Source organism: Rhodococcus sp. PAE-6 (assembly GCF_025290685.1).
GTDB lineage: Bacteria > Actinomycetota > Actinomycetes > Mycobacteriales > Mycobacteriaceae > Rhodococcus > Rhodococcus pyridinivorans.
In genome coordinates this window covers 347,573-374,083 of sequence record NZ_JAOCLZ010000001.1, presented here as the reverse complement: position 1 = coordinate 374,083, position 26,511 = coordinate 347,573, and the positions used below count along the sequence as shown (strand labels likewise).

The 26,511-nt window shown below is 69.4% G+C and carries 27 protein-coding genes and 2 tRNA genes; 10 read left to right on the top strand and 19 right to left on the bottom strand.

All coding sequences use genetic code 11. The features are described 5' to 3' along the window. Positions 1-28: 28 nt before the first annotated feature. The 5 genes from NVV99_RS01740 to NVV99_RS01720 form a co-directional block, all read right to left on the bottom strand. Positions 29-1,066: a sulfite exporter TauE/SafE family protein gene (locus tag NVV99_RS01740; protein ID WP_024100848.1), complete on the bottom strand. Its 1,038-nt coding sequence runs from the start codon at positions 1,064-1,066 to the stop codon at positions 29-31. A 293-nt stretch (positions 1,067-1,359) separates the two neighbouring features. Further along, positions 1,360-2,595, bottom strand: a complete 1,236-nt coding sequence (locus NVV99_RS01735; RefSeq protein ID WP_024100849.1) for a trans-acting enoyl reductase family protein — start codon at positions 2,593-2,595, stop codon at positions 1,360-1,362. Between the two features lie 14 nt (positions 2,596-2,609). After that, positions 2,610-2,990, bottom strand: a complete 381-nt coding sequence (locus NVV99_RS01730; RefSeq protein ID WP_024100850.1) for a DUF2784 domain-containing protein — start codon at positions 2,988-2,990, stop codon at positions 2,610-2,612. A 61-nt stretch (positions 2,991-3,051) separates the two neighbouring features. After that, positions 3,052-3,420, bottom strand: coding sequence for a universal stress protein (locus tag NVV99_RS01725; RefSeq protein ID WP_019289321.1), 369 nt, complete (start codon positions 3,418-3,420; stop codon positions 3,052-3,054). A 123-nt stretch (positions 3,421-3,543) separates the two neighbouring features. Further along, positions 3,544-5,013 (bottom strand): SDR family oxidoreductase, encoded by a 1,470-nt coding sequence (locus tag NVV99_RS01720; protein WP_051424822.1) that lies wholly within the window; start codon positions 5,011-5,013, stop codon positions 3,544-3,546. A gap of 86 nt (positions 5,014-5,099) precedes the next feature. On the opposite strand from NVV99_RS01720, the gene NVV99_RS01715 reads away from it, so the two are divergent. Beyond that, positions 5,100-5,333 carry a PLDc N-terminal domain-containing protein gene (locus tag NVV99_RS01715; RefSeq protein ID WP_033096644.1) on the top strand — a complete coding sequence of 78 codons (234 nt, stop codon included), beginning with the start codon at positions 5,100-5,102 and terminating at the stop codon, positions 5,331-5,333. Positions 5,334-5,408: 75 nt separating this feature from the next. Here NVV99_RS01715 and NVV99_RS01710 read toward each other — a convergent pair. Both NVV99_RS01710 and NVV99_RS01705 read right to left on the bottom strand, forming a co-directional pair. Beyond that, positions 5,409-5,494 (bottom strand) — tRNA-Leu (locus NVV99_RS01710). Between the two features lie 279 nt (positions 5,495-5,773). Continuing rightward, a tRNA-Leu gene (locus tag NVV99_RS01705) sits at positions 5,774-5,859 on the bottom strand. A 133-nt stretch (positions 5,860-5,992) separates the two neighbouring features. On the opposite strand from NVV99_RS01705, the gene NVV99_RS01700 reads away from it, so the two are divergent. Both NVV99_RS01700 and NVV99_RS01695 read left to right on the top strand, forming a co-directional pair. After that, entirely contained in the window at positions 5,993-7,345 is a 1,353-nt protein-coding gene (locus NVV99_RS01700) for a M20/M25/M40 family metallo-hydrolase (protein WP_024100852.1), read from the top strand. Between the two features lie 30 nt (positions 7,346-7,375). Then, a complete protein-coding gene (locus NVV99_RS01695) occupies positions 7,376-7,918 on the top strand; it encodes a YbhB/YbcL family Raf kinase inhibitor-like protein (protein ID WP_024100853.1) in 543 nt (180 codons plus the stop codon). A gap of 55 nt (positions 7,919-7,973) precedes the next feature. On the opposite strand, the gene NVV99_RS01690 is transcribed toward NVV99_RS01695, so the two are convergent. From NVV99_RS01690 to NVV99_RS01655, 8 genes are all read right to left on the bottom strand, one after another. Next, a complete protein-coding gene (locus NVV99_RS01690; RefSeq protein WP_024100854.1) occupies positions 7,974-9,044 on the bottom strand; it encodes a quinone-dependent dihydroorotate dehydrogenase in 1,071 nt (356 codons plus the stop codon). A 46-nt stretch (positions 9,045-9,090) separates the two neighbouring features. Next, positions 9,091-9,345 (bottom strand): DUF5703 family protein, encoded by a 255-nt coding sequence (locus tag NVV99_RS01685; protein ID WP_006551956.1) that lies wholly within the window; start codon positions 9,343-9,345, stop codon positions 9,091-9,093. Continuing rightward, positions 9,345-10,367, bottom strand: coding sequence for a hypothetical protein (locus tag NVV99_RS01680; RefSeq protein ID WP_024100855.1), 1,023 nt, complete (start codon positions 10,365-10,367; stop codon positions 9,345-9,347). The genes NVV99_RS01685 and NVV99_RS01680 overlap by 1 nt, the downstream gene beginning before the upstream one ends. Positions 10,368-10,506: 139 nt before the next feature. Next, the gene (locus NVV99_RS01675) at positions 10,507-11,379 is read right to left on the bottom strand and encodes a heme ABC transporter ATP-binding protein (RefSeq protein ID WP_033096648.1); all 873 of its coding nucleotides are present in this window, start codon (positions 11,377-11,379) and stop codon (positions 10,507-10,509) included. Then, positions 11,370-12,467: an iron ABC transporter permease gene (locus tag NVV99_RS01670; protein ID WP_024100856.1), complete on the bottom strand. Its 1,098-nt coding sequence runs from the start codon at positions 12,465-12,467 to the stop codon at positions 11,370-11,372. Before NVV99_RS01670 ends, NVV99_RS01675 begins: the two co-directional genes overlap by 10 nt. Positions 12,468-12,474: 7 nt before the next feature. Continuing rightward, positions 12,475-13,500, bottom strand: a complete 1,026-nt coding sequence (locus NVV99_RS01665; RefSeq protein WP_024100857.1) for a hemin ABC transporter substrate-binding protein — start codon at positions 13,498-13,500, stop codon at positions 12,475-12,477. 3 nt (positions 13,501-13,503) lie between these two features. After that, positions 13,504-14,169, bottom strand: coding sequence for a heme oxygenase (biliverdin-producing) (locus NVV99_RS01660; RefSeq protein ID WP_024100858.1), 666 nt, complete (start codon positions 14,167-14,169; stop codon positions 13,504-13,506). A gap of 95 nt (positions 14,170-14,264) precedes the next feature. Beyond that, the gene (locus NVV99_RS01655; protein ID WP_006551962.1) at positions 14,265-15,203 is read right to left on the bottom strand and encodes an aldo/keto reductase; all 939 of its coding nucleotides are present in this window, start codon (positions 15,201-15,203) and stop codon (positions 14,265-14,267) included. 211 nt (positions 15,204-15,414) lie between these two features. Between NVV99_RS01655 and NVV99_RS01650 the strand changes: the two genes are divergently transcribed. From NVV99_RS01650 to mshC, 5 genes are all read left to right on the top strand, one after another. Continuing rightward, positions 15,415-16,260: an undecaprenyl-diphosphate phosphatase gene (locus NVV99_RS01650; RefSeq protein ID WP_174556291.1), complete on the top strand. Its 846-nt coding sequence runs from the start codon at positions 15,415-15,417 to the stop codon at positions 16,258-16,260. Between the two features lie 36 nt (positions 16,261-16,296). Further along, a complete protein-coding gene (locus NVV99_RS01645; protein WP_024100860.1) occupies positions 16,297-17,025 on the top strand; it encodes a histidine phosphatase family protein in 729 nt (242 codons plus the stop codon). Positions 17,026-17,070: 45 nt separating this feature from the next. Further along, the gene (locus NVV99_RS01640) at positions 17,071-17,661 is read left to right on the top strand and encodes a DUF3090 domain-containing protein (protein WP_006551966.1); all 591 of its coding nucleotides are present in this window, start codon (positions 17,071-17,073) and stop codon (positions 17,659-17,661) included. A gap of 7 nt (positions 17,662-17,668) precedes the next feature. After that, positions 17,669-18,472, top strand: a complete 804-nt coding sequence (locus NVV99_RS01635; RefSeq protein ID WP_041803336.1) for an SCO1664 family protein — start codon at positions 17,669-17,671, stop codon at positions 18,470-18,472. A 75-nt stretch (positions 18,473-18,547) separates the two neighbouring features. After that, positions 18,548-19,789: a cysteine--1-D-myo-inosityl 2-amino-2-deoxy-alpha-D-glucopyranoside ligase gene (gene mshC, locus NVV99_RS01630; protein ID WP_024100862.1), complete on the top strand. Its 1,242-nt coding sequence runs from the start codon at positions 18,548-18,550 to the stop codon at positions 19,787-19,789. 124 nt (positions 19,790-19,913) lie between these two features. On the opposite strand, the gene NVV99_RS01625 is transcribed toward mshC, so the two are convergent. After that, a complete protein-coding gene (locus NVV99_RS01625; protein WP_024100863.1) occupies positions 19,914-20,309 on the bottom strand; it encodes a VOC family protein in 396 nt (131 codons plus the stop codon). 154 nt (positions 20,310-20,463) lie between these two features. Here NVV99_RS01625 and NVV99_RS01620 point away from each other — a divergent pair, with 154 nt between their 5' ends. Then, positions 20,464-22,047, top strand: coding sequence for an alkaline phosphatase (locus tag NVV99_RS01620; protein WP_024100864.1), 1,584 nt, complete (start codon positions 20,464-20,466; stop codon positions 22,045-22,047). Between the two features lie 14 nt (positions 22,048-22,061). Here NVV99_RS01620 and NVV99_RS01615 read toward each other — a convergent pair whose 3' ends face one another. Then, positions 22,062-23,690 (bottom strand): Mur ligase family protein, encoded by a 1,629-nt coding sequence (locus tag NVV99_RS01615; RefSeq protein ID WP_231911934.1) that lies wholly within the window; start codon positions 23,688-23,690, stop codon positions 22,062-22,064. Between the two features lie 17 nt (positions 23,691-23,707). Here NVV99_RS01615 and NVV99_RS01610 point away from each other — a divergent pair, with 17 nt between their 5' ends. Continuing rightward, entirely contained in the window at positions 23,708-25,216 is a 1,509-nt protein-coding gene (locus NVV99_RS01610; RefSeq protein WP_024100867.1) for a YdiU family protein, read from the top strand. 206 nt (positions 25,217-25,422) lie between these two features. Here the strand turns inward: NVV99_RS01610 and NVV99_RS01605 are convergent, their stop codons facing one another. Further along, positions 25,423-25,716, bottom strand: coding sequence for a type II toxin-antitoxin system Phd/YefM family antitoxin (locus tag NVV99_RS01605; RefSeq protein WP_006551987.1), 294 nt, complete (start codon positions 25,714-25,716; stop codon positions 25,423-25,425). A gap of 138 nt (positions 25,717-25,854) precedes the next feature. After that, positions 25,855-26,487 carry a pyridoxamine 5'-phosphate oxidase family protein gene (locus NVV99_RS01600; RefSeq protein WP_051424912.1) on the bottom strand — a complete coding sequence of 211 codons (633 nt, stop codon included), beginning with the start codon at positions 26,485-26,487 and terminating at the stop codon, positions 25,855-25,857. Positions 26,488-26,511: the final 24 nt, after the last annotated feature.

The window sequence follows — 26,511 nt, the reverse complement described above, 5'->3', positions numbered from 1 at the left end:
ACCACCGCACGCGGACATAACCGCGATATCAGGCCCCGTCGGGAGTCCGTGGTGACGTGGTGGAATTCAGGCGAGTTTCGTTGTGTCCGGGCACCTCCCGAGGCTCCGGACGGGCCCCGGGGAGAGGCGTCGCGTCGGTACCTTCGAGCAGTGCCGCCGGCGTCGGCTGCGCCAGCGGTTCGAGCGAACCGCTCTTCTCCGCGGGGGTGAGGCGCGAACGCTTCCAGGACACGATCAGCAGCGTGAGCCACACAGCGACGATGGCGAGGTAGAGCACCGCCAGCGCCGCGCCGGAGAGGTCGACAGTCTTGGCGAGCTTGTGCGCGTTGGTCAGCACGATGACACCGCCGACGCCGGTACCGAGCAGCGTCGCAGGGACGCGGCTGACCAGCCAGGCCGCGACCGGCGCCGCGAGGGCACCGCCGAGCGCGAGACCGGCGACGATCACGAGATTGCCGAGGGAGTCGTGGCCGAGCCCGAACAGGAAGCCGACGCTCGCCGCGACCGCGACGAGGAACTCCGACGCGCTCACCGAACCGATCACGGTGCGCGGTGCCGTCTTACCGCGGGAGAGCAGGGTGCTGGTGGTGATCGGTCCCCAGCCGCCACCACCGCTCGCGTCGATGAAGCCGCCGAAGAAGCCCAGAGGCGACAGGAATTTCGCGGTGTGCGGGGAGGTGCGGGCGTGGGCGACCGCAGGGGGTCGTACCGAGAAGCGCAACGCGACGTATACGCCGATGGCCAGCAGGATTCCGGCGGTCACCGGTTCGGCGGCCTCGGTGGACAGTCCCGACAGCACGGTCGCGCCGAGGAAGGCGCCGATGGCACCGGGAACACCGAGTCGCAGCACGACCTTCCAGTCGATGTTGCGGAACCGCCAGTGCGAGGCACCGGAGACGAGGGTGGTTCCGACCTCGGCGAGGTGCACGGCGGCGCTCGCGTGCGCCGGACCGACACCGCTGAACAGCAGCAGGGTGGTCGCGGTGACACCGAAGGCCATGCCGAGTGCGCCGTCGACGAGCTGTGCGCCGACACCGACGAGCGTGAAGATGAGCAGATTGAACATGCGTTGGCTCCGAAAGCTGGAAGAACCCGAAAAGTTGGACGAGCGGCGAAGCGCTCAGCAACACTCCCGGGTGCAACACAGACAATCGAAGCAGGCGCCGCGACGGGTCGGCCAGAACGGCATGAGCGCGAGACGAGCGGCCGGAGCCATCTCGGTACTCGTCGCAGCCATGGTCACGTCCTCAGGTCTCGTTCCGCGCGCGGATCGTTCGGTCCGGTCGAGCATAGCCCGTCGAAGCGACGGAGCCACACTCGGCGGGCCCGGCGCGCCGATCGGGCGCGCCGGAGGCGAGGTCAGCCGAGGCGGCGCGCGGAGATCTCGAAACCGGCTGTGCGGAGCCGTTCGGTCAGCACGTCCCCGAAGGCCACCGCGGGGGTGAGGACACCGCCACCGGCGTGCAGGGCCGCGCCGCCGAGGGCGAGCGAGAGGGCGGACTCGCCGAGCATCACGGCCGTGGCCTTGTAACCTGGGTCGCCCTGCGCGGAGAACCGCGCGGTGTAGCGAGCTCCCGATTCGGTCGAAGCGTACAGATCCACCGTGAAGTAACCGTTCTCGCGGGTCTTCTCCGACGGTCCCTCACCGGGCGCGGGCAGGAGCTTGTCGAGGACGAACCGCGTGGGCGGGAACGACAGGCCGGCGGCGAGGGCTCCCGTGCCGAGTCCGACGAGCCCGGCGAGGACGGGGGAGAGCGGTGAGGAGCCGACACTCATCACCTCCCGGTAGCGGAACCGGCGTCCGTAGGCCCAGTCGCGCAACGCGTTGCTGCGTCGCACGATGCGGGTGTTGTAGGAGGCCATCACGAACGGTGCGAGCCGCCCCGAAATCTCCGGCGCCACGGATTTGCCGTCGACGAACGCGAAGTCGTTCTGGCGACCGAGATCGGGTTCCCGAGCCCGATCGGGGGACAGCGAGTACGGGCGCGCGGCGATCTTCCGTGCGGCGGCATCCTTGCGGACCGCGTCGAGCTGTTGCCGGAGCGAATCGATGGTTCCGCCGCTCACCCCGCCGCGGAAGGAGCCGAGCACGAAGGTCGTGTCGGTGAGCGGCAGGTTGCCGTCGGCCTCCGCGGCGCGGTAGAGCGCATGGACGCCGAGGTCGGACGGGACGGAGTCGAAACCGCACGAGTGGACTATGCGGGCGCCGGTGCGCCGGGCCACGTCGTCGAAGCGGTCGATGCTCTCGCGGTGGAAGAGCACCTCGCCGGTGAGGTCGACGTAGTCGGTGCCGGCCTCGGCGCACGCCTGCACGAGCGGCAGCCCGTACGTGGCGTAGGGACCGACGGTCGTGATCACCACGCGGGTGGACTCGGCGAGCGCGGTCAGCGAGGCGGGATCGTCGGCGTTCGCCTCGATCAGCCGCCAGTCGGTTCCGAGGTCGGCGGCGAGCTTCTCGAGTTTGGTGCGTGAACGTCCTGCGAGTCCGACGGCGACGCCGTCGGGGAGGTTCTCGGCGAGATAGGCGGCGGTGAGGCGCCCGACGAAGCCGGTGGCGCCGTAGATAACGATGTCGAGATCCCGGGAGACAGTCATGCCCCTCACCCTACTCAGGAGTAAGTCTCGGGGGCGACCTTCGTCACACGGATCCGGCGCCACAGCACCACCCACGAGATGAGTACGGCGAGCGCGGCGAGGGCGCGGACCGCGCCGAGCGCGGACTCCGGGTAGATCACCCCGGTGAGGTAGTGATCGATGAATCCGCTCGGCGGCAGACCTTCCTGGCCGGCCTCGCGGCGTGCCCAGTTCTCCACCGCGGTCAGCGGGCAGTCGAACCCCACGGCCACCGAGGTCGCTCCCCACACCACCGCGACGACGTGCGCGACGATCGTGCGGGGCCACCGCCACGCGAGGAAACCACCGAACGCGACGTAGAGCACGAAGAGCAGATGCACGAAGGCCGTGAGGTCGGCGACCACCCGGAACGCCATGTGCCCAGGGTAGAACGAACGGCCTCGGAACGAACGCGGTTGCCGGAGGGCGGGCGGCGCCTCAGCCGGCCTTGATGACGAGCACCGGCACCGACGACTCGGTGATCAGCCGCTGCACCGCCCGCTCGACGAGGAACTTGCCGGTCGCGGTGCGCCCGCGGCTGCCGATGACCACGCGTTCGGCGCCGCTGCGCGCAAGCAGTTCGACGGTCGTGCCGACCGGATCGCCGTCGTGGACGGCCGCGAGCAACTCCCAGCCGTCGGTACCGGCCACCTCGCTCACCTGTGCCCGCACGCCTTCCACCTCGTCGGGTTCGTCGAGCGGGTGGAGCACCACCAGCGACTGCTGCCGGTCGGCGGCCTCCCGCACCGCGGCCTGCAGAGCGATCCGGCCTTCGGGGGTATCGGCGTGAACGACAGCGACAGTCATGACTCTCCTCGTGCGGGCCTGCGGGGACGTTATCCATTATCGCCGCGGCCCGGAGAGTGGGCCACGATCCACGGTGTGGAACCGGTCTCCCCAAATCACGGGGTCCGGATCACCGCGTCCGGATCACCAGGGTGCCGGACGGAAGTCCTTGAGGAAGCATCCGTACAGGTCCGTGCCGGCCTCGCCCTGGACGATCGGGTCGTAGACGCGGGCGGCGCCGTCCACGAGATCGAGCGGGGCGTGGAATCCCTCCTCGGCCAGCCGCATCTTGGTGTGGTGCGGCCGTTCGTCGGTGATCCACCCGGTGTCGACTGCGGTCATGAGGATGCCGTCGGTGAGCGTCTCCTCGGCGCTGGTGCGGGTGAGCATGTTCAGCGCGGCCTTGGCCATGTTGGTGTGCGGATGCCCGGCGCCCTTGTAGCGGCGACCCCCGAACTGCCCTTCCATCGCGGAGACGTTCACGACGTACTTGCGGCGGGCCGGGGACGCGGCGAGCGCCGGACGCAGACGGTTGACGAGGATGAACGGCGCCACCGAGTTGCACAGCTGCACCTCGAGCAGTTCCAGCGGCTCGACCTCGCCGACGGTCTGGACCCAGCTGTTGGTGTGCACGAGATCCGGCAGCAGGCCACCGGCGTCGACGGCGACGCCGGCCGCGACCCGCTCGGGTGTCGCCGATCCGGCCACCAGTGCCAGCGAGGTCAACGAGTGCGCCGACAACTCGGCCGGCAGCGACCCGGCCAGAGCAGCCGGATGGGCGTCCGAGGGCTTGCCGAAGGTCAGGACCTCGGGGCGCGGACCGGCGGGCAGCGGATCGGCCTCCGCCTCGGCCAGCGCCGAGTAGGCACCGGGGGAGCGGCGCACCGTCTGCGCGGCGTTGTTGATGAGGATGTCCAGCGGACCCTGCGCGGCCACATCGTCGGCGAGGGCGACCACCTGGGCGGGATCACGCAGGTCGATGCCGACGATGCGCAGCCGGTGCAGCCAGTCGCCGCTGTCCTCCATCGCGGTGAAGCGGCGGATCGCGTCGTTGGGGAACCGCGTGGTGACGGTGGTGTGCGCGCCGTCGCGCAGCAACCGCAATGCGATGTACATGCCGATCTTGGCGCGACCGCCGGTGAGCAGGGCGCGACGGCCCCGCAGATCGGTGCGCGCGTCGCGTTTTGCGTGGTTCTCCTCGGCGCACGTCGGGCACAACTGGTGATAGAAGGCGTCGACGCGGGTGTACTTGTCCTTGCAGATGTAGCAGTGCCGCGGACGCAGCAGCGTTCCCGCGCTTGCACCGCGAGTCGACGACGCCAGCGGGAGTCCGGCGGTCTCGTCGTCGATGCGGGTGGGGGAGGCGGTGGCGGTCGCGGACAGCACCTGACGGTCGGCGTCGACGCGCTGCTTGCGGGCCTCGTTGCGGCGCAGCCGCTTGAACTTCTTGAACATGTGCCCCACGGCCCGCTGCACGGCGATCGCGTCGGGATGTTCGGCGTCGAGACCCGCTGCCTGGTCGAGCACCCGCAGACAGGTGGCCAGATCGTCGGGGTCGATGCGGGTGAAGCCGTCGGTGGCGGGTTCGGCGGTGGTGTCGCTGTGGGGGTTCATCTGCCTTTTTCCGTGTGCTGCTGTATGCCCGATCGTATCGGGCAGGATGATCGTGTCCGAATTCCCGTGCAGGTACCGGAGGAACGATGAGCCCGAGCTCCCCCTTGTCCAAGAAGAAGTTCGCCGAACTGAGCCGCCCCCAGCAGGTGCTGGTGGTCCTGCTCGCGGTGGTGCAGTTGTCGCTCGCCGTCGCGGCCTGGGCCGATCTGGCGAGGCGACCGGCCGACAAGATCAACGGCAGCAAGCTGCGCTGGGCGCTGACCATCGCGGTGAACTTCTTCGGCCCGATCCGTTACTTCCGCAAGGGCCGCCGGGACTGAGGGTCTGCTCGCGCCGACCCCGGACGGACCGAAGGCCCCGAACCGATATCGGTTCGGGGCCTTCGGGTTTCGGAGTGTCCGAGGGGGGACTTGAACCCCCACGTCCGTTAATAGGACACTAGCACCTCAAGCTAGCGCGTCTGCCATTCCGCCACTCGGACCGACGCCCACACGGGGCATGTCGGTAGAACCCGCTCCCGCGGGCGCTGAAGAAACAGTAGCGCATGGGGCGTCCGATCCCCAAAACGGCACTTCAGGCGTGCTCGCGGCACTCGACGCGCCTCGCGCGGATCCGCTCGCTTGTTCGTCATCCGCTGCAGCACGTTGCCGCAGCGGATGACGAATGCGGTATCGGTTGTCGCCCGCTCGATCTTCTCCCGACAACGACGAAGGCCCCGAACATGATGTTCGGGGCCTTCGTCGTCTGTCTCGACTCAGAGTGTCCGAGGGGGGACTTGAACCCCCACGTCCGTTAATAGGACACTAGCACCTCAAGCTAGCGCGTCTGCCATTCCGCCACTCGGACCTGGTGCTCGCGCCCACTCGTCGTGGGCGCTGTGAAAGAGTAACCCACCACGCTCACGGTCCCAAATCGCCACCTCCACCTGCGGTGATCCGAACTGTCGAGATGGTGGACGGGCGGTGGTAGACATACGACCATGGCCATTGACACGAGCGCCCACCAGCCGTCCCGGGCGGAGGAGGAGGTCGTCGACCTCGTCTCCCGTCTCATCCGGTTCGACACCTCGAACACCGGCGAACCCACCACTACCCGCGGCGAACGCGAATGCGCCGAGTGGGTGGCCTCCGTGCTCGAGGAGGTCGGCTACGAGACGACCTACGTCGAATCCGGAGCGCCGGGCCGCGGCAACGTCTTCGCGCGGCTGCCCGGCTCCGACCCGAGCCGCGGTGCCCTCATGCTCCACGGCCACCTCGACGTTGTGCCGGCTGAGGCCGCGGACTGGAGCGTGCACCCGTTCTCCGGGGCCATCGAGAACGGTTACGTGTGGGGACGCGGCGCGGTCGACATGAAGGACATGGTCGGCATGATGATCGCCGTCGCCCGCTACTTCAAGGTCGAGAACATCGTGCCCCCGCGCGATCTGGTGTTCGCGTTCGTCGCCGACGAGGAGGCCGGAGGCAAGTTCGGTTCGCAGTGGCTGGTCGAGCACCGGCCCGAGCTGTTCGAGGGCGTGACCGAGGCCGTGGGGGAGGTCGGCGGGTTCTCCCTGACCGTGCCGCGTCCCGACGGCACCGAACGTCGCCTGTACATGGTCGAGACGGCCGAGAAGGGCATGCGCTGGATGCGCCTGACCGCCACGGGTGTCGCCGGGCACGGCTCCTTCCTGCACGAGGACAACGCCGTCACCGTCCTCTCCCGCGCGGTGGCCCGGCTCGGATCCCACACCTTCCCTCTGGTCGTCAACGATTCCGTGGCCGAGTTCCTCTCCGCCGTGAGCGAGGAGACCGGGCTGGACTTCGACCCGGCCTCGCCCGATCTCGAGGGGGCGCTCGCCAAGCTCGGGTCGATCGCCCGCATCGTGGGCGCGACCCTGCGCGACACCGCGAACCCCACGATGCTCGACGCCGGGTACAAGGCCAACGTCATCCCGCGCACCGCGCACGCCGTCGTCGACTGCCGTATCCTGCCGGGCCGGCTCGCCGAGTTCGAACGCACTGTCGACGAGCTGATCGGGCCCAATGTCACCAGGGAGTGGATCACCGGTCTCGAGCCGTACGAGACCACCTTCGACGGCGACCTCGTCGACGCGATGAACGCGGCGATCCTCGCGCACGACCCGATCGGCCGGACCGTGCCGTACATGCTCTCGGCCGGCACCGACGCCAAGGCGTTCGCCAAGCTCGGCATCCGCTGCTTCGGTTTCGCGCCGCTGCAGTTGCCGCCCGATCTGGACTTCGCCGCGCTGTTCCACGGTGTCGACGAGCGTGTCCCCGTCGAGGCACTGCGCTTCGGCACCCGGGTCATGGAACACTTCCTCATGCACGCCTAGAACACACGAAACCGCCACGAAAGGACCGGAATGGCTTTCGATTACGACCCGTACAAGTTCCTGCCCGAGCTGCCCATCCTCGAGGTGACCAGCGCGGACTTCGCCGAGGGCGAGGAATGGAAACTCCCGCAGGCCAGCGGTGCGTTCGGAATCCCCGGGGGCGGCGACGTCTCCCCGCAGCTGTCCTGGTCGGGTTTCCCCGCCGAGACGAAGAGCTTCGTCGTCACGGTGTTCGATCCGGACGCCCCCACGGCGTCGGGTTTCTGGCACTGGGCCGTCGCGAACATCCCCACCTCGGTCACGGAGCTGCCGGCGGGTGCGGGTAGCGCCGACTCGGATGCTCTTCCGGAGCAGGCCGTGACGCTGCGCCACGACGGCGGCGCCCACGGGTTCATCGGTGCGGCTCCGCCGGCCGGCCACGGCCACCACCGCTACATCGTCGCGGTGCACGCACTCGACGTCGAGGTGCTCGAGGGTGTCACGCCCGACTCGAGCCCGGCCTTCCTCGGCTTCAACGTCTTCGGGCACGCCATCGCCCGCGGTCTGCTGACCGGCACCTACGAGGTGCGCTGACAGGTCGTGACGGACGGGGCCGGGTCGAGTACGACCCGGCCCCGTCCGTTGCAGGTCAGACCCGTGCGGTGGCGCCCACCGCGTCGGCGATGGAGCGGTAGCCGTGCGCGCGCAGCTTGCGGGCGATGCCGCGGTTGATGCGCCGCGCCCAGAACGGACCGCCGTAGATGAAGCCGGTGTAACCCTGGACCAGCGACGCGCCGGCGAGGATGCGCTCGAACGCCTGCTCCGGCGTCTCGATGCCGCCCACCGAGACCAGGGTGAGTCGATCGCCCACCCGCGTGCGCAGCCGGCGCAGCACCTCGAGGGACCGCTCGGCGACCGGGGCACCCGACAGGCCGCCCGCGCCGATCTCCTCGATGCGGCTCTGCGGAGTGTTCAATCCGTCGCGGCGGATGGTGGTGTTGGTGGCGACGATGCCGGCGAGCCCGAGTTCGAGTGCCAGGTCGGCCACCGCGTCGACGTCCTCGTCGGACAGATCCGGGGCGATCTTCACGAGCACCGGCACCGTCACGGTGTCCAGCACCGCGGCAAGGATCGGGCGCAGCGACTCGACGGCCTGCAGATCCCGCAGGCCGGGGGTGTTGGGGGAGGAGACGTTGACGACCACGAAATCAGCGAGTGGGCCGAGGAGTCGTGCGCTCTCGGTGTAGTCCTCGGCGGCCTGCTCGACCGGTACGACCTTCGTCTTACCGATGTTCGCGCCGATGGGAACGGTGCGGCGGCGCTGCCGGAGCCGATTGGCGGCCTCCCCGGCACCGTGGTTGTTGAAGCCCATCCGGTTCACGATCGCCCGGTCCTCGGGGAGGCGGAACAGTCGCGGCTGCGGATTGCCCGGCTGGGCCTGGGCGGTGACGGTGCCGACCTCGGCGAACCCGAATCCGAGCGGACCCCACACGTCGACACCGGTCGCGTCCTTGTCGAAACCGGCCGCCAGACCCACCGGCGTGGGGAACTGCACGCCGAAGATGGTGTTGCGGAGGATGGGGTCGTCGGTGACGAGCACCTTCGCCACCAGGGCGCGCAGCGGCCCGAAGCGAGTCGACCAGCGCATCGCGAGGAAGGCGAGGTGGTGGGCTCGTTCCGGCGGCAACAGGAACATGAGCCGAAGAAGATAGCGGTACACGAACTACTCCCTGCAAGCCCGGTCCACGACGGTCCGGGATCTGTTATCAACCAACGGTGGGTTCGGGGACGTGATGGGCGGTCTTGCGGCGGCGCAGCAGCACCCGCCGGCTCCCGTCCGGATACAGGCGCACCCGGGTGAGTTCCCAGCCGTGGAATTCGGCGGAGATCGCCAGACGCATCGACGCGCTCACCCGGGACACGTCCCGGGGCAGTTTGAGCGGCACGTATTCGTATTCGTCGTTGCTGGTGTCCCAACCGACAGGCATCCGGGTCAACCGGCCGAGTCGCTCGTTCGCCATCACTGTCCTTCGATCGGGATCCGTTGCAGTCCGTCACCGGTTGCCGACGCGATCACCAGTGCCGCATCGGCCGGATCGACGGCGATCGAATTCGGTTGCCGCACCGTTGCGAAGCGGTGGCGTTCTCGCGGGATCCCGGTCGAAAGATCGTAGCCCACGACCTCGTTGCTACCCGTCAGAGTCACCCAGATCAGGTCCCGCGTCTCGTCGTAGGTCACAGCGTACGGGGCGGGCCCGACGGGATAACGCTGCCGCAGGACGATCGCGTCGAGGGTGTAGACGAGCAGTTCGTCGCCGGTGGTGTCGGTGATCACGACGCGTCCGAAGGGGTCGGTGGTCAGCTGCGTCGCACCTTCGCCGGCACGCAGCGCGGGCCCGAGATGGGCGTCGGCGAGGTCGAGCTCGGTGAGGGAGGTCTGCCGGCGGTCGAGCGCCGCGACGGCGTCACCGGTGACGGCGAGGGCGTCGACGGAGGCGAGGCCACCGACGGTGGTGGCCACCTCGCCGGATTCGGGGTCGACGACGAGCACGCGGCCGTTGTCGGTGCCCACGGCCCAGCGGCCGTCGGACAGCACGGCCGCCGACGTGGCATTGCCGTCGACCGGGACCTCGGTGATGGTGCCGTCGGCGACGTCGATGCGCAGCACGGCCCCGGACACGGGGGCGAGAACACTGCCCTCGGGGCCGGTCACGACGGTGGCGGCGGACGACGGCAGGCCCACCAGGCGCGGTTCCGTCCCGGGACCGTCGAACGCCGTGTCGTCGAACAACGCGACCCGTGCTCCGTCGTCGACGAGCGCGGCGAAGGTACCCGTGGACGGTTCGACGACCAGCGCATCGACCTGCAGGTCGAGCGGACGGACGTCGCCGGCAGGGGACGGGCCGACCTCGGGGGCGGCCGCAGGAGTGGCGGGTTCGATGGTCTGCAGCACGTCCGGGGTGCTCTCCGACGAGCAGCCGGCGAGCACGACCATCGCGATCGCGCCCACCATCGTGACCGCTCGGATCCCCGCTCTGCCCATCGTTGCTCCTCGTCCTCGGATTCGATTCGCACCTGCCGGACGTGCTCCGGCGCCCGGCGCGCCGACCTTCAGTGTTCCTGATGCCGGTCGCGGGGAAGAAATCAGTGGGTCGTCCGACGGGCCGGATGTGATCTGCTGCTCAGGTCTGCGCCGAGGCGGACCGGTCGCGGTTCGGACGTCGCGGCAACACGAGCGGGGTGCCGGTCTCGGGGTGGCGGCCGATCGCCACGGGGTACTGGTAGACGCGGCCGAGGAGCTCTTCGGTGAGGACGTCGCCGGGTGCGCCGTCGGCGACGATGCGTCCCTGTTCGAGCACGCAGACGCGGTCGGCGTAGGCGGCGGCCAACCCGAGATCGTGCAGCACGACGACCACGGCGTGCCCGTCGTCGGCGCGGGCCCGCACGACCTGCATGACCGCCTCCTGGTGGCCGAGGTCCAGTGCTGCGGTGGGTTCGTCGAGCAGCAGTGTCTCGGTGTCCTGGGCCAGCACCCGTGCGAGCGCCACCCGGGCGCGTTCACCGCCGGACAGCGCAGGGAACGGCCGGTCGGCCAGATGGGCGACGTCGCAGGTCCCGAACGCCTCGGCGACGATGCGGTCGTCGTCGTCCTGTCTGGGGGTGCGCGCCCACGCGGCCCGTCCCATCCGCACGACCTGCCGGGCAGTGAACGGGAATCCGACGGTGTGCTGCTGCGGCAGCACCGCGCGACGGCGGGCCAGGGCGATCGACGACCACCGCTCGAGGGCACGGCCCTCGACCTCGACGGTGCCGCCGCTGATCGGATGGTCGCCGGACAACGCCGCGAGCAGGGTGGACTTGCCCGCCCCGTTGGGGCCGACGAGCGCGACGACCTCACCGGTGCGCACCTCGAAGTCGACGCCGTGCAGGATCTCCCGCTCTCCGCGCCGCAGTCGCACAGCCACCGCGCGCATCGTCGCGGTGCCCGGTGCCGAGCGGGCCGGGACGGCCGCGTCCGGGGTTCCGAGGGAGCGGGGAAGCAGCCTCATGCCCATCCACCCTGCTTCGCGCGGGTGCGGCGCAGCATCAGGAAGAAGACCGGGCCACCGATGAGGGCGGTGATCATGCCGAGCGGCAGGTCGGCGTTCTCGACCAGCGTGCGCGCCCCCAGGTCGGCGGCGAGCAGGACGACCGCGCCGGCGAGCACACTCGCCACGACAAGCACCCGGTGGGCGGGGCCGAGAGCCAGGCGCATCAGGTGCGGCACGACCAGGCCGACGAACATGATGATGCCGGTGAAGGCGGTGGCGCCGCTGACCAGCACGGCGACCGCCAGGATCGACAATTGCCGCACGCGTTCGACGTCCACACCCAGATGCTGGGCGACGCTCTCGCCGAGCGCCAGCAGGTCGAGTTTCGGGGCGAGCAGGACCGCGACGAGCACACCGGCCAGGGTCAGCGGCGCGACCACCGCGACGATGTCCCAGGTGGCTCCGCCGAGACTGCCGAGCTGCCAGAACACGATCTGGTCGCGGGCGGCGGGACTGGCGACGAAGGTGAAGAACGCGATGAGCCCGCCGGCGACGGCGTTGACGGCGACGCCGGTGAGGATCACCGTGACGACTTCCGTGCGTCCGTTCGATCGGGACAGCGCGTAGACCAGCACAGTGGTGATCAGACCGGAGACGAGTGCGGCGCCGGCCAGCGCCCAGCCGGTGGTGAATGCGCCGCCGAGCACGATCACCGCGGACGCGCCGACGGCGGCGCCGGAGGACACACCGATCACGCCGGGTTCGGCGAGGGGATTGGCGAAGATGCCCTGCAACAGCGCCCCGGAACAGCCGAGGGCGGCACCGACGAGCATCGCGAGCACCACGCGCGGGAAGCGCACCTCCCACAAGGTCACTTCCCCGGCGGGATGCGCGGGCATCGGGCCGAGGTCCAACCCGATGCGGTGCAGCAGACTGCCGACCACCTCGGCCGGGCTCGTGGGCACCTGTCCGAGGCACGCCGACGCGACGGCCAGGGCGAGCAGGGCAACGACGAGACCGACGAGGACGACGGTGGTGCGTCCCCGTCCGGCCTTCCGCAGTGCCCGCTCGGGAAGGCCGGTGGCCTCGGTGATTTCTCCGCTCACGGACATCCGGTGATCACGACCGGTCCGACGGGTAGAACGCCTCCACCAGAGCGGCCAGGACCTTGCCGGTCTGCGGACCGAAGCTGAGGAGGGTCGAATCGTCCATGTCCACGATGGTGCCCGTCTTCCCGGCCGGGGTCTGCGCGACCCCCGGGAGTTGTGAGAGCCCCTCCGGCCCGCCCACCGAGTCGAGGCTGTGCGTCATCACCAGGATGATGTCGGGCGCCGAGGCGATCATCGCCTCACTGGTGATGGGCACGAACTGCGAGTCCAGGCCGGCGAGGATGCCGGCGTCGCGACCACCGGCGGCCGTGACGAGCGCATCGGCCCCCGATCCGGGGCCGCCGAGCATCTTGATCGCCGAACCGCGCAGATAGAGGAAGGCGACGGTGGGTTCGGGATGATCGGCGGGAATCGAGTCCTTCGCCGCGGCGATCTCGTCGAGCGTCCGCTGCGCGAGCGCGGCGCCGGCCTCGGGCACACCGAGCGCGGCCGCGACCGCGTCGATGTCGTCGGCGACGGTGTCGAGGGAGCGTTCCGGGTCGACGAACACCACCGGCACGCCGGTCGCGCGGATCTGTTCCTGCACCGCGAGCGGACCGATGGAGGTGTCGGTGAGCACGACGGTCGGGTTCAACGCGAGGATCGCCTCGGCGTTGAGACCGTGCCCGCCGGGGGTGACGTTGGGGACGTCCTGGATCGCGGGGAAGGACGCGGTGGAGCGGCCGACGAGCTTGTCGCCGAGTCCGAGGGCGTACACGGTCTGCGCCAGGGTGCCGGAGCGGTCGGCCACCACGATCCGGGAGATGTCGGTGATCGTGGTCTCGACGCCGTCCACGCCGCGCACCGTGGCCGGCAGCGCGGGTGCCGGGTCGGTGGTGATCGGCTCGGGTTCGGCATCGACGACGGCGGTGCGCGGACCGGTCGCGACGTCGGTGACGGTCGTGCCGTCGGTGGTGGGGGCGCTGCATGCGGCGACGAGGAGGACACCCAGCACTGCGATCAGCGCGACCGGGAGGCGGAGGAGGGAACGGAACATCGGTCAGGCACGCACCCGATACCGGTCGATATCGCGCGCGAGGTCGGCGAACAGGGCACCGTTGAGCCCGTACACGAGGTTCGCCTCGTCGATGACGGTCTGTTGCTGGTCGCCGTCGAGCGGTGCGGCGTCGAGCTTCGCGCGGTAGGCGTCCTTGAACGGCTTGGTCTTCGGGATCCCGTCGAAGATGTAGAAGCGCAACCCGTCGCGCTCGTAGCCGTAGGCGCGTTCGAGCATGCGGCGGATGATCTGGCCGCCGGACAGGTCGCCGAGATAACGCAGATAGTGATGCGCGAGGAAGGCTTCCGGGGACACCGCCGCGACCTGCACGAGCCGGTCGACGTAGGCGACCGTTGCGGGCAGCGGCGTGATGCGGTCGCGCCAGTCGGAGCCGACGAGGAAGTCGAGGTCGTCTTCGAGCGCGGCGGTGCGGAGCAGTTCGTCGCTGAGGAAGGGACCGGCGATCGGGTCGTCGGCGTAGCTGCGGCCGATCCGCTCGAGGCTGTCGTAGACGAACCAGGTCTGCGCGATGAGCGCGGCGTGGGCCTCGGTCGACAGCTTGCCGCCGAGCAGTTCCGAGACGAACACCGAGTTCTCGGTGTCACTGTGCGCCTGCTGGGTCTCGAGCCGGATCCGTTCGGCGAATCCGACGACTTCGGTCGTGGCCATCGACCGACCTCCCCTCACATTGCCTGTACCGAATGTACTCGGCAGGCTAGCCTAACCTTCCGGATAAGGGCAGGGTGCGGGCGGTGTCGCGGAGATCACGCGCTCACGTCGTCGAGCGCCGCGGCGATCGCCGGCGGCAACGCCAACTCCTCCGCGACCAGCACTCCGGTCAGTTGCGCGAGATCCCGGGCACCCACGAGCGTCGAGGCCACGTGCGGCCGGTCGCGCACCCACGCCAGCGCGACGGCCAGCGGGGAGGTGCCCAGCCCGTCGGCGGCCGTGGCGACCGCGTCGACCACGCGCACCGCGGATTCGGTGAGATAACGGCGCACTTCCTCCGTGTGCACATCGTCGGCGCCGCGCGAATCCGCCGGCACCCCCGACCGGTACTTACCGGTGAGCACACCGCCGGCGAGCGGCACGGCCGCGAACACACCCACGCCGTGGTGGGCCGCGGCGGGGATCAACTCGTCCTCGACGCCGCGGGCGAGCAGGGAGTACTCGACCTGCGTGCTGATCAGCGGAGCCGGACGCCGGGCCGCGGCCGCGGCGGTCGCGAGCTGCCAGCCGAGATAGCCGCGCACCCCGACGTATCGCACGCGCCCGCTGGTGACGGCGAACTCGAGGGCGTCCATCACCTCGTCGACGGGGGTGTGCGGATCCCACGTCGCAACCTGCCACACGTCGAGGTGGTCGGTGCCGAGTTCACGCAGGGTCGCGTCGAGCTGGTTGAGCAGGCCCGAGCGGGAGCAGTCCACGCGGCCGGAACCGAGTGTGGTGGTGTCGATGCCGGAGCTGCCCGACAACACCAGCTGGTCGCGGGGCACCACGTCGTCGAGCAGTTCGGCGAGGATCCGTTGCGCGACCCCGTCCCCGTAGGCGGGGGAGGTGTCGACGAGCGTGCCGCCCACATCGACGAAGGCCGACAACTGGGCTGCGGCCTCGTCGCCGTCCGTTCCACGACCCCACGTCAAGGTGCCCAGGCCGAGCCGTGAAACCCGCAGGCCGCTCGCACCGACTGTCCTGTATTCCATAACCGTCCGCGTTTCCTCCCGACACGACGGGACGTCGCCGCGCTCGGCCACGACCCCGGTACTGCACCCTAATGCGCAACAGGCGCGCGGCAGCGTCCGGCGCGCCGACCGGTCGGGTTCCACGTACCCTTCGCCGAGTGAGAACTGCTCCCTGCATCCGCGACCACCGATCCGTCCCCACCGCAGCCTTCGTGCCGGGGGTCGCCGCATGATCGGCGAATCGATGACCTGGCTGCAGACGATCGTCCTCGGCATCGTGCAGGGCCTCACGGAGTTCCTGCCGATCTCCTCGTCCGGCCACCTGCGGATCGTCTCGGAGATCTTCTTCGGAGAGGACGCCGGCGCGTCCTTCACGGCAGTCACCCAGCTGGGCACCGAGGCCGCCGTTCTGGTGTTCTTCGCCGGGGACATCTGGCGGATCCTGCGGGCCTGGTTCCGCGGCCTGTTCCACAAGGAGCACCGCTCCGACCACGATTACAAGATGGGCTGGTACGTCATCCTCGGCACCATCCCGATCGGCATCCTCGGCGTGCTGTTCAAGGACGACATCCGCACCGTCGCCCGCAATCTGTGGCTCGTCGCCACCATGCTCATCGTGTTTTCGATCGTCATCGCAGCTGCCGAGTACTTCGGCAAACAGCGGCGCGACGTGAGTCAGCTCACCCTCAAGGACGGCCTGATCATGGGTTCGGCGCAGGCGCTGGCCCTGATCCCCGGCGTGTCCCGCTCCGGCGGCACCATCTCCGCCGGTCTGTTCCTCGGGCTCACCCGCGAGGCCGCCGCCCGATACTCGTTCCTGCTCGCCATCCCCGCCGTCGTCGCCTCCGGTCTGTTCAGCCTGCCGGACGCCTTCGAACCGGCCGGGGAGGGGCTCAATGCCTCGGGGGCGCAGCTGCTCGTCGCGACCGTGATCGCCTTCGCGGTCGGCTACGCTGCGATCGCCTGGTTGCTGCGCTTCGTCGTCAACCACTCGATGTACTGGTTCGTCGGCTACCGCGTGATCCTCGGCGTGATCGTGCTCGGACTGCTCGCCACCGGCGTGGTCTCCGCCACCTGAGAGGCTGCCGACAGGCGGTACCTCTAGGCTGGGCGCATGACGGTCATCCTGCTGCGGCACGGACGGTCGACGGCGAACACCTCGCACGTGTTGGCCGGTCGTTCCCCCGGTGTCGAACTCGACGAGGTCGGCCACGTCCAGGCGAAGAATCTCGTCACCCGGTTGGCCGGGCTCGAGATCACCGAGATCGTGCGGTCGCCGCTGCTGCGGTGCCGGCAGACAGTGCAGCCGCTGGCGACCGATCGTGGACTCGAACCGGTCGTCGATGAGCGACTCGCCGAGGTCGACTACGGGCAGTGGACCGGACGCGAACTGAAGGAACTGGTCAAGGAACCGCAGTGGGCGGTCGTGCAGCAGCACGCCTCCGCAGCGGTCTTCCCGGACGGTGAAGGACTCGCGCAGGTGCAGTCCCGCGCGGTCGCTGCGATCCGCGAACACGACCGGCGTCTGCGCGAGGCGCACGGCAAGGACGTCGTGTGGATCGCGTGCAGCCACGGCGACGTCATCAAGTCGATCCTCGCCGACGCGCTCGCGACGCATCTCGACAGCTTCCAGCGGATCGTCGCCGAGCCGGCGTCGCTCAGCGTCGTCCGCTACACCGACACCCGGCCGTTCGTGCTGCGCGTGAACGACACCGGTTCGGACCTGTCCGGGCTTGCCGGGCCGTCCGAACCCAAGTCCGTGCCCGGCGGCGAAGTGCCCGGCGCGGTCGAGGAACCCGGCGACCCACCGCAGGGGCACCGACAGGAGACGGCACGCGGATAATGGCAGTGTCCGTCATGGCAGAGTGTGGGGACTCGAGGAGGTGTGATGGCCCGCGCGATACACGTGTTTCGAACACCTGATCGGTTCATCGCCGGCACTGTCGGTGAACCGGGCGACCGGGTGTTCTACCTGCAGGCCGTGCACGAGTCCCGTGTGGTGAGCGTGCTTCTGGAGAAGCAGCAGGTGCAGATCCTGGCCGACCGGATGGGGCTGTTGCTCGAAGAGGTACAGCGCCGCTTCGGCACCGTGATCCCCGACGACCCCGAGGTCGACGTCAGCCCGTTGGTGACACCGATCGAGGCCGAGTTCCGGGTCGGCACCATGGGTCTGGGCTGGGACGCCGACGCCGGATCGGTGGTGGTGGAGCTGCTCGCGGTCACCGACACCGAACTCGACGAGTCCGTGGTGCTCGACGACACCGAGGAAGGTCCCGACGCGGTGCGGGTATTCCTCACACCGGTGCAGGCCCGCGAATTCGCGGCCCGCTCCGAACTCGTCGTCTCGGCCGGGCGCGCGCCCTGCCCGCTGTGCGGCGAACCGATCGGCGCCGACGGACACATCTGCGTCCGCACCAACGGTTACCTGCGTACCCCCGGATTCGATCCGGCCGCGTGGTTCGGCGAGGAAGAAAGCTGACCGCGTGATGGTGCCGAACGTGCGGAGTGTGCTGACCGACGGCGACCTCGACGTCGTCGGGCAGATCGCACACGCAAGCAACGCGACCCTCGTGTGCGACGCGCAGCTCGGCGACACCGAGGTGCGGTGCGTCTACAAACCCGTCCGCGGGGAGCGGCCGTTGTGGGACTTCCCCGACGGCACCCTCGCCGGACGCGAGGTCGCCTCGTACCTGATCTCCGAGGCACTCGGCTGGGACGTCATCCCGCTCACCGTGCTGCGCGACGGCCCGTACGGTCCCGGCATGGTGCAGCGCTGGATCGACACGGTCGACTCCGCGCAGGGCGGAACGGAACGCCTGGATTTGGTGGACCTGTGCCCGGCCGGTGCGGTTGCGCAGGGGTGGCTGCCGATCCTGCGTGCCCGCGATCTGGACGGCGCCGAGGTGGTGCTCGTCCACGCCGACGATCCGCGCCTGCAGCGCATGGCGGTGCTCGACGTCGTCCTCAACAACGCCGACCGCAAGGGCGGCCACGTCCTCGAAGGTCTCGACGGACACGTCTACGGCGTCGATCACGGCATCTGCCTGCACCAGGACGACAAGCTGCGCACCGTGCTGTGGGGGTGGAGCGGCGACCCGGTCGACCCGGTCCTCCTCGCCGACCTCGACAAGCTGCTGCGCCGGTTCGACGGCGGCTTCGCCGAGGAGCTGTGCGAGCACATCACCGCCATCGAGGTGCGTGCCCTGCAGCGCAGGATCACCCGCTTGCTCGAACACCCCGTGATGCCGCATCCGCGCGGCGACCGGCGCATTCCCTGGCCCGCCTTCTGACGTCCCAGCCGTTCGCCTGCCGCACGCCCGGGTGCCCGCGCGGAGCACTCCCGCGACTCCATTAGGCTCGTAGTCATGCAATCTTGGTCCGACGTCGCGATCCCGTCCGTCCCCGGTCAGGGGCCTCCGTTGCGGTTGTTCGACACCGCGGACCGAGCGGTGCGTCCGGTCACCCCGGGCGACACGGCAACGATGTACGTGTGCGGCATCACCCCCTACGACGCCACGCACCTCGGCCACGCCGCCACCTACCTGACCTTCGATCTGGTCAACCGCATCTGGCGCGACGCCGGCCACGACGTCCACTACGTGCAGAACGTCACCGACGTCGACGACCCGCTGTTCGAACGCGCCGAGCGCGACGGTGAGGACTGGGTCGTCCTCGGTATGCGCGAGACGGCCCTGTTCCGCGAGGACATGGAGGCGCTGCGCGTGCTGCCGCCGCGCGACTACATCGGTGCCGTCGAATCGGTGAACGAGGTCGTCGAACTCGTCGAGAAGCTCGTCGCCTCCGGTGCCGCCTACATCGTCGACGACGCCGAGTACCCGGATGTCTACTTCCGGACCGACGCCACCGAGCAGTTCGGTTACGAGTCCGGCTACGACCACGACACGATGATGCGGTTCTTCGCCGAGCGCGGCGGCGACCCGGAGCGCCCCGGCAAGCGCGACCCGCTCGACGCCCTGCTGTGGCGCGCGGAGCGTCCCGGCGAACCGGCCTGGCCGTCGCCCTTCGGTGCCGGACGCCCCGGCTGGCACATCGAGTGCGCGGCCATCGCCCTCAACCGCATCGGCTCCGGCTTCGACGTGCAGGGTGGCGGCAGCGACCTGATCTTCCCGCACCACGAGTATTCCGCCGCGCACGCCGAAGCCGTCACCGGCGACCGGCGTTTCGCTCGGCACTACGTGCACACCGGCATGATCGGCCTCGACGGCGAGAAGATGTCGAAGTCGCGCGGCAATCTGGTGTTCGTCTCCAAGCTGCGTGGGGAAGGTGTCGACCCCGCCGCCATCCGGCTCGGGCTGTTGTCGGGGCACTACCGCGTCGACCGTCCGTGGACGTCCGAGGTCTTCGCCGCCGCCGAGGCGCGACTGGCGTTGTGGAAGCGGGCGGCGGCGCTGCCGTCGGCCGCCTCCGCCGAGGACACGGTCGCGCGCCTGCGCCAGCACCTCGCCGACGACCTCGACACCCCCAAGGCCCTCGACGCCCTCGACGGGTGGGCGAAGTTCGCCGTCGAGCGCGGCGGCGCCGACGCTGCGGCGCCGGGCCTGTTCGCCGACGCCGTCGACGCGCTGCTCGGTGTGAACCTGCGCTGAATCCCGGTTCGTGAGTGCACATCTCGTCGCAACACGCCGAGGCGTAACGACGAGATGTGCACGCACGACTCTCGTCTACTTGGGGATATAGCCGCGGTGGATCTCCGCCGGTGTGCGAAGGCGATCAGCTCGGCGGCGCGAAGAATTCGAGCGCGATGTTGTCGGGATCGCGGAACGACAGCCCGGAACCGTACGAGGCGTTCTTGATGTCCCCGTGTCGGATACCCAGACTGTCGAGCCGGTCGCGCCACTTCCCGAGCTCGTCGGCGGTGCAACCGAACGCGATGTGGTCGAGCCCGGTGTTCCGTTCGTCGAAGGACGTCTGCGCCGGCGAACCGGGGTGGGTGTGCAGGCCGAACAGGGTGCCGCCGTCGAGTGCGAAGACCGCGTGGTGGAAGGTGCCGGATTCGTCGTCCTCGTCGAGGACGGGTGTGGCGTCGAAGAGGTTCGAGTACCAGGCGGTGCTCGCAGCCAGATCCGAGACGGTGACGGCGACATGGGTGAGTGCGGGAAAAACCATGACAGTCTCCTCCGTTCGAGGCCCCTCCTCATCGTAGACCTCGACGCGGTGCTGCCGACCCCTGTCGGCGTATCCCCAAATGTTTCCGAGTGTTCTCCCTGCGTTCGGTAACGCATTCCGTGCGAAGGGGATTCGGCCACTACTTTCCGTGACCATGCCTTTGTCACGCAGATCGTTCCTGTCGGCCGGACTCGGAATCAGCATCGTCACCGCAGCCACCTCCGTCGGTGTCACCGGATACGGGCGCGCCAGCGCGTCGGGAGTGAAGGGTGACCCCTTCCTGCTGGGTGTCGCATCGGGCGACCCGGCGCCGGACGGATTCGTGATCTGGACCCGCCTCGCGCTCGACCCGCTCGCCGAGGACGGACTCGGCGGCATGCCGAACCGTCCCGTCACCGTGCAGTGGGAGGTCGCGGAGGACGAGAAGATGACTCGCGTCGTCGCACGCGGTGAGGAACGAGCCGTCCCCGACAGCGCCCACTCCGTGCACGTCGAACTGTTCGGACTGCGTCCGGGCCGGGAGTACTTCTACCGGTTCCGTACCGGCGACCACATGAGTGCGGTGGGGCGGGCACTGACGACACCGTCGCCCACCGAGACCGCGGCGGCTCTGACGATGGCGTTCGCGAGCTGCGCGCAGTACGAACACGGCTGGTTCACCGCGTACCGGCGCATGGCGGAGGACAACCCGGATCTCGTTCTGCACCTGGGTGATTACCAATACGAGTACACCAGCGGCGGTTACACCAGCGACACCGGTCTCGTCCGCTCGCTCGACGGACCCGAGACGGCCACCCTGGCGAACTACCGGCAACGTCACGCCCAGTACAAGGCCGACGCCGATCTGCAGGCCGCGCACGCGATCGCACCGTGGCTGGTGGTGTGGGACGACCACGAGGTCGACAACAACTGGGCCGGAACGATTCCGGAGAACACCGACGCCGCTCAGGGCAACGACACCACCGAGAACTTCCTCGCCCGCCGCGCCGCCGCATTCCAGGCCTACTACGAGAACATGCCGCTGCGACCCTCATCGGCACCGGCGGGGCACGACATGAAGATCTTCCGGCGGATCCAGTGGGGAACTCTCGCGAACTTCCACATGCTCGACACCCGTCAGTACCGCGACGACCAGGCCGCCGACGACGGGTGGAAGAAGAACGTCGCCGAACGTCACGACGAGGCACGAACACTCACCGGGACCGAACAGGAACAGTGGCTGCTCGACGGTTTCCGCACCTCCACCGCACAGTGGGACTTCCTCGGCCAGCAGGTGTTCTTCGCCGAACAGGACAAGGACCCGAGCCCCGACACCGATGAGGTGAGTATGGACGGCTGGGACGGGTACGCGGCGTCACGTCGTCGGATCACCCAGGGCTGGGTGGAGTCGCCGGTACGCAACGCCGTCGTGCTCACCGGCGACGTGCACCGGCACTGGGCCAACGACATCAAGGTCGACTTCACCGATCCCGACGCGCCGGTAGTGGGTTCGGAACTGGTGTGCACGTCGATCACGTCGAACGGCAACGGAACCGGTGCGACGCAGGTCGACCACATGCCGGCGAACCCGCACCTGAAGTTCCACAACGACCGGCGCGGTTACGTGCGTACCACGATCACCCCGGACGCCGTGCACGCCGACTTCCGGGTGCTCGACACGGTCACCGAACCGGACGCGCCGGTGTCGACGGCGGCGTCGTTCACGATCCTGTCCGGGCAACCCGGCCTGCAGGCCTAGGAACCCGGCAGTCCTCAGCAGCGGGGCACGCGCGAGGTGGACCTCCGGTGCGTGCGGTGCAGCGCGCGCCGCAGTTCGTCCCGGTCGTCGAACACCCGCACCGTGTCCCCGGAGACCAGGCGTGGCTCGCATCCGCGTCCGGCCACGACGACGACGTCTCCGGGGCCGGTGTGGGCGACGGCGATATCGAACGCGCGACGTCGGTCGGCCTCGACGACGACGCGGGCGCTGCGCGCTGCGAAGGCACCTTCGGCGACCGCATCCCTGAGCACACGCGGGTCCTCCGAGAGGGGACTGTCGTCGGTCACGACCACCACGTCGGCGTAGGTCGCGGCGGTGTGCCCGAGCGGAAATCGCTTGCCGGGATCGCGTTCTCCGGTCGCGCTGATCACGAGGACCAGTCGCCGCTCGGGGGCGAGCGACCGGAGGAAGGGCAACAGTTCGCGTTGCCCGGACGTGTTGTGCATGTAGTCCACGAGCGCGAGAACACCCTCACCGGCGTCGACGCGTTCGAGCCGACCGGGCACACCCGCGAGGGTCTCCAGACCCGCCGCGGCCTGCAGGACGTCGCCGTCGACGGCGGCCACCGAGGTGAGCGCCGTCAGCGCATTGGCCACCTGGTGTGGTCCGAGCAGCGACAGTCGCACCGGCGCACTCCCGGCCGGCGTGTGCACGGTGAAGCAGGTGCCGTGGAGATCGCACCGGATCGAGTCCGCGTACACGTCGGCGCGGGCATCGCAGGTCGAGTGCGTCCACAGCGGCACGTCGACGGAGGCCGCCAGACGTCGCCCGTACTCGTCGTCGATGTTCACCACGGCCGTCTGCGTGCGGTCGGCGGTGAACAGTGCCGCCTTGGCGGCGAAGTACTGCTCCATCGTGTGGTGGAAGTCGAGGTGGTCGGGCCCGAGATTGGTGAAGGCGACGGTACGGAACCGCACACCGTCGACGCGGCCCTGACTGATGCCGTGCGAGGACACCTCGAGCGTCACCGCCTGCACGCCCTGGTCACGGAACTCGGCAAGCGTGCGGTGCACGACCGAGGCCTCGGGAGTGGTGCGGGTCGCGGGTCGTGTGCCGGCCGGACCGCGCACGACGACCCCGCCGATCATGCCGGTCACCACGCCGGTGGCCGCGAGTGCGGTGTCGAGGAGATAGGTCGCGCTCGTCTTGCCGTTGGTGCCGGTGATGCCGTGGACCTGCAGGTCGTGGGAGGGATGCCCGAGGATCCACGACGCCAACGGGCCGACCACGTCGCGCGGTCGATCGACCACGAAGGCGGGCAGCAGGCGCGACGGCCGGTCGCTGAGCACCGCGACCGCGCCATGGGCGGCGGCTTCGGCTTCGAAGTCCAGGCCGTGGGCGTGGTGTCCGGGTAGCGCTACGTACAGATCGCCGGGGCGCACCGTCCGGGAATCGTCGCTGATGCCGGTGATCACATGGTCGTGCCGGTCCGCTGGTCCGGATCGCAGGACATCGCGGAGGTGCTCGGCGACGTCGCGGACCTGGATCCGCCGGATGGGACGGCGAGGATCGTCCGGGTCGGTGTGCACGGGGGCGGATACCCGGTCCGGGACGGAATGATGCGCCGCCGGTGACCGGGCTCCACCTGCGTGCTCCTCGCCCGCGACATGCGTCGGTCTCACACGGTTACCCTCGAAGGATGACTGCGATTCCGGATTTCCCCGTCGGCACGAACACCACGATATCCGGTCTCGGCAGTTCCTTCGCTGACGAATTGAGCGGATTGTCGGTGCCGTGGCAGGGCGCCGAGGCCCCCGACCCGGAACTGCTCGCGCTCAACGAGGACCTCGCGGTGTCGCTGGGACTGGACGTGGCGGCGTTGCGCAGCGCCGACGGCGTCGCCGTCCTGGCCGGCGCGGAGGTGCCGGCGGGTGCCAAGCCGGTCGCGATGGCCTATGCCGGACATCAATTCGGCGGATACGCTCCGCTGCTCGGCGACGGTCGGGCGTTGTTGCTCGGTGAACTCGTCGACGCGGACGGTGGCCGCGTCGATCTGCATCTCAAGGGTTCGGGTCCCACTCCCTTCTCCCGGGGTGGGGACGGCTTCGCGGTCGTCGGGCCGATGCTGCGCGAGTATCTGGTGAGCGAGGCCATGCACGCGCTCGGCATTCCGACCACCCGTTCGTTGTCGGTGGTGGCGACCGGTCGGCCGGTCTACCGCGAGGGCGCCGAACCCGGCGCGGTGCTGGCGCGTGTCGCAGCCAGCCACCTGCGGGTAGGGACCTTCGAGTTCGCGGCGCGGCAGGGAGAGGTCGTGCGCGCACTGGCCGACCACGCGATCGCCCGGCACTATCCGGATCTGCTCGACCTGCCGGAGACCGGTGAGAACAACCGCTACCTCGGCTTGTTCACCGCCGTGGTCGAGGCGCAGGCGTCGCTGGTGGCGCAGTGGATGCTCGTCGGTTTCGTCCACGGGGTGATGAACACCGACAACACCACCATCTCGGGGCAGACCATCGACTATGGTCCGTGCGCCTTCGTCGACGCCTTCGATCCGGCGGCGGTGTTCAGTTCCATCGACCACAGCGGGCGCTATGCGTTCGGCAACCAGCCCGCCGTCCTGAAGTGGAATCTGGCGCGTTTCGCCGAAACCCTGCTCAGACTCGTCGATTCGACTCCGGATGCGGCGATCGCCGCGGTCACCGCTGTTCTGGACAGTTTCGACACCCGCTACGAGCGTCACTACCGGTCCGGTCTGGCCGCCAAACTCGGTCTCCCGGAGGACTCTCTCGATCAGGAACTGGTCGACGATCTGCTGACGCTGCTGGAAGAGCACCGCGCCGACTGGACGGTGACCTTCCGTGTCCTCGCCGACGAACTGCGCGGCAATCCGGCACCCCTCGACGGACTCGTGCCGCGTGAGCGCTCGGCGCCGTGGCTCGAACGCTGGCACGCCGCGGCCGAGCGGGACGACCGGGCAGCAGGGGAGAGGGCGGAGGCGATGGACCGCGTCAACCCGCTGTACATCCCGCGCAATCATCAGGTCGACGCCGCGCTGAAGGCAGCGACCGGCGGCGACCTCGAGCCGTTCGCGAAGCTGCTCGAGGTCGTCACACATCCCTTCGAGGCGCGTGCCGAGTGGAACGAATATGTCTCGCCCGCACCGCGTTCGTTCGCCGAGTCCTTCCGGACCTTCTGCGGCACCTGACCGCCCGATACTGACGAATCGAGACCGGTGTTGTTCGCGAGTTCCCAACGGATTTCGCGAACAACACCGGTCTCGGTCGATTCTGGACCAGTCGGGATCGGCGAGCTGGACGACCGCTTTCACCGCCTCGCGGCGAGACTTACGGCATCTGCACCGCCCGGCCGCAGTGCTCGGCGGCGGTGTGCAGATGTACGGGATGGAGACGGTCAACGGGCGCGACGCCGTTTCTTGCGCTTCTTCTTGTTCTTCGCGCGCCGGCGAGCAGCCGGCGGCTGCCGCCGGCCCGTCGACGCGGCGGCCTCGAGCGAACGTTGCATCTCCCGGCGCAGGCTGTCCATTAGTTCGGGGGAGCGGAGCAGGAAGGTTGCCTCCTGCAGCGCCGCATAGCGGTCCTTGGAGATCAGGACGCCCGTGCCGCGTTTGCCGACGATCTCGACGGCGACGGTCTCGTCGTTGACCTCCCGGACCAGCTCACCGAGCCGCTTGCGTGCGGCTTTCACGGACACGGACGTTGATGGCACTCGCGGCGACTCCGATCTGTTCCTTCGACGCGGGCATCCTTTCATCACCGATGTCGGATTCGGGGGCGGACACGACGGAAAGCCCCTTCGATGTCACAACGGAAAGCCCGTTCGATGTCACAGAAATGCGCGCACGGAGCGTGGCAACGCGGTCGAGGACCCGGTGATCGGTGACGGGATCGGATCGTCGGCGACGGTCCGCAACGGCACCACTCCCGCCCACACGGAGTGGTCTTCACCGTCCCCGGCGTCCTCTCCCGGTCCGGCCGCCCGGACCTTTACGCTCACCTCGGTGAGCGGCACTTCCAGGACCGTGGTGGCGGCCAGTTCCTTCGGTGTCGGCGACCGGACCTCGTCCCACCGACCGGGAATCAGATGCTCCGTCACCACCTTCAATGCGTGTTCCTTCTCGCCCGGCGCGACCGGTGTGGCCACACCGAACAACACCGCACTGCGGTAGTTCATGCTGTGGTCGAAGGCCGACCGGGCGAAGACGAGCCCGTCGAGATGCGTCACCGCGACCGACACCTCGATCCCGGACCGCGCGGCGAGAAACATGCCGGCGCCGGTCGAGCCGTGCAGCAGTAACCGGTCCCCGTCGCGGCCCATCGCCATCGGCAGCACCACAGGCGATCCTTCGCGGACGAAACCCACGTGCGCGATGCGGGCCTCGTCGAGAAGCCGGTGCAGCACCGCCGGATCGTCGGTGCCGCGTTCGGGTTTGCGGGTCAGGCGCGTGCGGTCGCTCATGGCACCGATCGAAGCAGTGCCGCC

What these genes read in the sequence shown, in the direction of transcription:
- NVV99_RS01625 (WP_024100863.1), bottom strand. Translation starts at nt 20,309, where the DNA reads ATGGTTTTTCCCGCACTCACCCATGTCGCCGTCACCGTCTCGGATCTG.
- NVV99_RS01730 (WP_024100850.1), bottom strand. Translation starts at nt 2,990, where the DNA reads ATGGCGTTCCGGGTGGTCGCCGACCTCACGGCCTTCGTGCATCTGCTC.
- NVV99_RS01645 (WP_024100860.1), top strand. Translation starts at nt 16,297, where the DNA reads ATGACGGTCATCCTGCTGCGGCACGGACGGTCGACGGCGAACACCTCG.
- NVV99_RS01655 (WP_006551962.1), bottom strand. Translation starts at nt 15,203, where the DNA reads ATGGAATACAGGACAGTCGGTGCGAGCGGCCTGCGGGTTTCACGGCTC.
- NVV99_RS01715 (WP_033096644.1), top strand. Translation starts at nt 5,100, where the DNA reads ATGAGCCCGAGCTCCCCCTTGTCCAAGAAGAAGTTCGCCGAACTGAGC.
- mshC (WP_024100862.1), top strand. Translation starts at nt 18,548, where the DNA reads ATGCAATCTTGGTCCGACGTCGCGATCCCGTCCGTCCCCGGTCAGGGG.
- NVV99_RS01735 (WP_024100849.1), bottom strand. Translation starts at nt 2,595, where the DNA reads ATGACTGTCTCCCGGGATCTCGACATCGTTATCTACGGCGCCACCGGC.
- NVV99_RS01665 (WP_024100857.1), bottom strand. Translation starts at nt 13,500, where the DNA reads ATGTTCCGTTCCCTCCTCCGCCTCCCGGTCGCGCTGATCGCAGTGCTG.
- NVV99_RS01740 (WP_024100848.1), bottom strand. Translation starts at nt 1,066, where the DNA reads ATGTTCAATCTGCTCATCTTCACGCTCGTCGGTGTCGGCGCACAGCTC.
- NVV99_RS01660 (WP_024100858.1), bottom strand. Translation starts at nt 14,169, where the DNA reads ATGGCCACGACCGAAGTCGTCGGATTCGCCGAACGGATCCGGCTCGAG.
- NVV99_RS01640 (WP_006551966.1), top strand. Translation starts at nt 17,071, where the DNA reads ATGGCCCGCGCGATACACGTGTTTCGAACACCTGATCGGTTCATCGCC.
- NVV99_RS01700 (WP_024100852.1), top strand. Translation starts at nt 5,993, where the DNA reads ATGGCCATTGACACGAGCGCCCACCAGCCGTCCCGGGCGGAGGAGGAG.
- NVV99_RS01685 (WP_006551956.1), bottom strand. Translation starts at nt 9,345, where the DNA reads ATGGCGAACGAGCGACTCGGCCGGTTGACCCGGATGCCTGTCGGTTGG.
- NVV99_RS01635 (WP_041803336.1), top strand. Translation starts at nt 17,669, where the DNA reads ATGGTGCCGAACGTGCGGAGTGTGCTGACCGACGGCGACCTCGACGTC.
- NVV99_RS01600 (WP_051424912.1), bottom strand. Translation starts at nt 26,487, where the DNA reads ATGAGCGACCGCACGCGCCTGACCCGCAAACCCGAACGCGGCACCGAC.
- NVV99_RS01680 (WP_024100855.1), bottom strand. Translation starts at nt 10,367, where the DNA reads ATGGGCAGAGCGGGGATCCGAGCGGTCACGATGGTGGGCGCGATCGCG.
- NVV99_RS01725 (WP_019289321.1), bottom strand. Translation starts at nt 3,420, where the DNA reads ATGACTGTCGCTGTCGTTCACGCCGATACCCCCGAAGGCCGGATCGCT.
- NVV99_RS01620 (WP_024100864.1), top strand. Translation starts at nt 20,464, where the DNA reads ATGCCTTTGTCACGCAGATCGTTCCTGTCGGCCGGACTCGGAATCAGC.
- NVV99_RS01675 (WP_033096648.1), bottom strand. Translation starts at nt 11,379, where the DNA reads ATGGGCATGAGGCTGCTTCCCCGCTCCCTCGGAACCCCGGACGCGGCC.
- NVV99_RS01695 (WP_024100853.1), top strand. Translation starts at nt 7,376, where the DNA reads ATGGCTTTCGATTACGACCCGTACAAGTTCCTGCCCGAGCTGCCCATC.
- NVV99_RS01610 (WP_024100867.1), top strand. Translation starts at nt 23,708, where the DNA reads ATGACTGCGATTCCGGATTTCCCCGTCGGCACGAACACCACGATATCC.
- NVV99_RS01720 (WP_051424822.1), bottom strand. Translation starts at nt 5,013, where the DNA reads ATGAACCCCCACAGCGACACCACCGCCGAACCCGCCACCGACGGCTTC.
- NVV99_RS01670 (WP_024100856.1), bottom strand. Translation starts at nt 12,467, where the DNA reads ATGTCCGTGAGCGGAGAAATCACCGAGGCCACCGGCCTTCCCGAGCGG.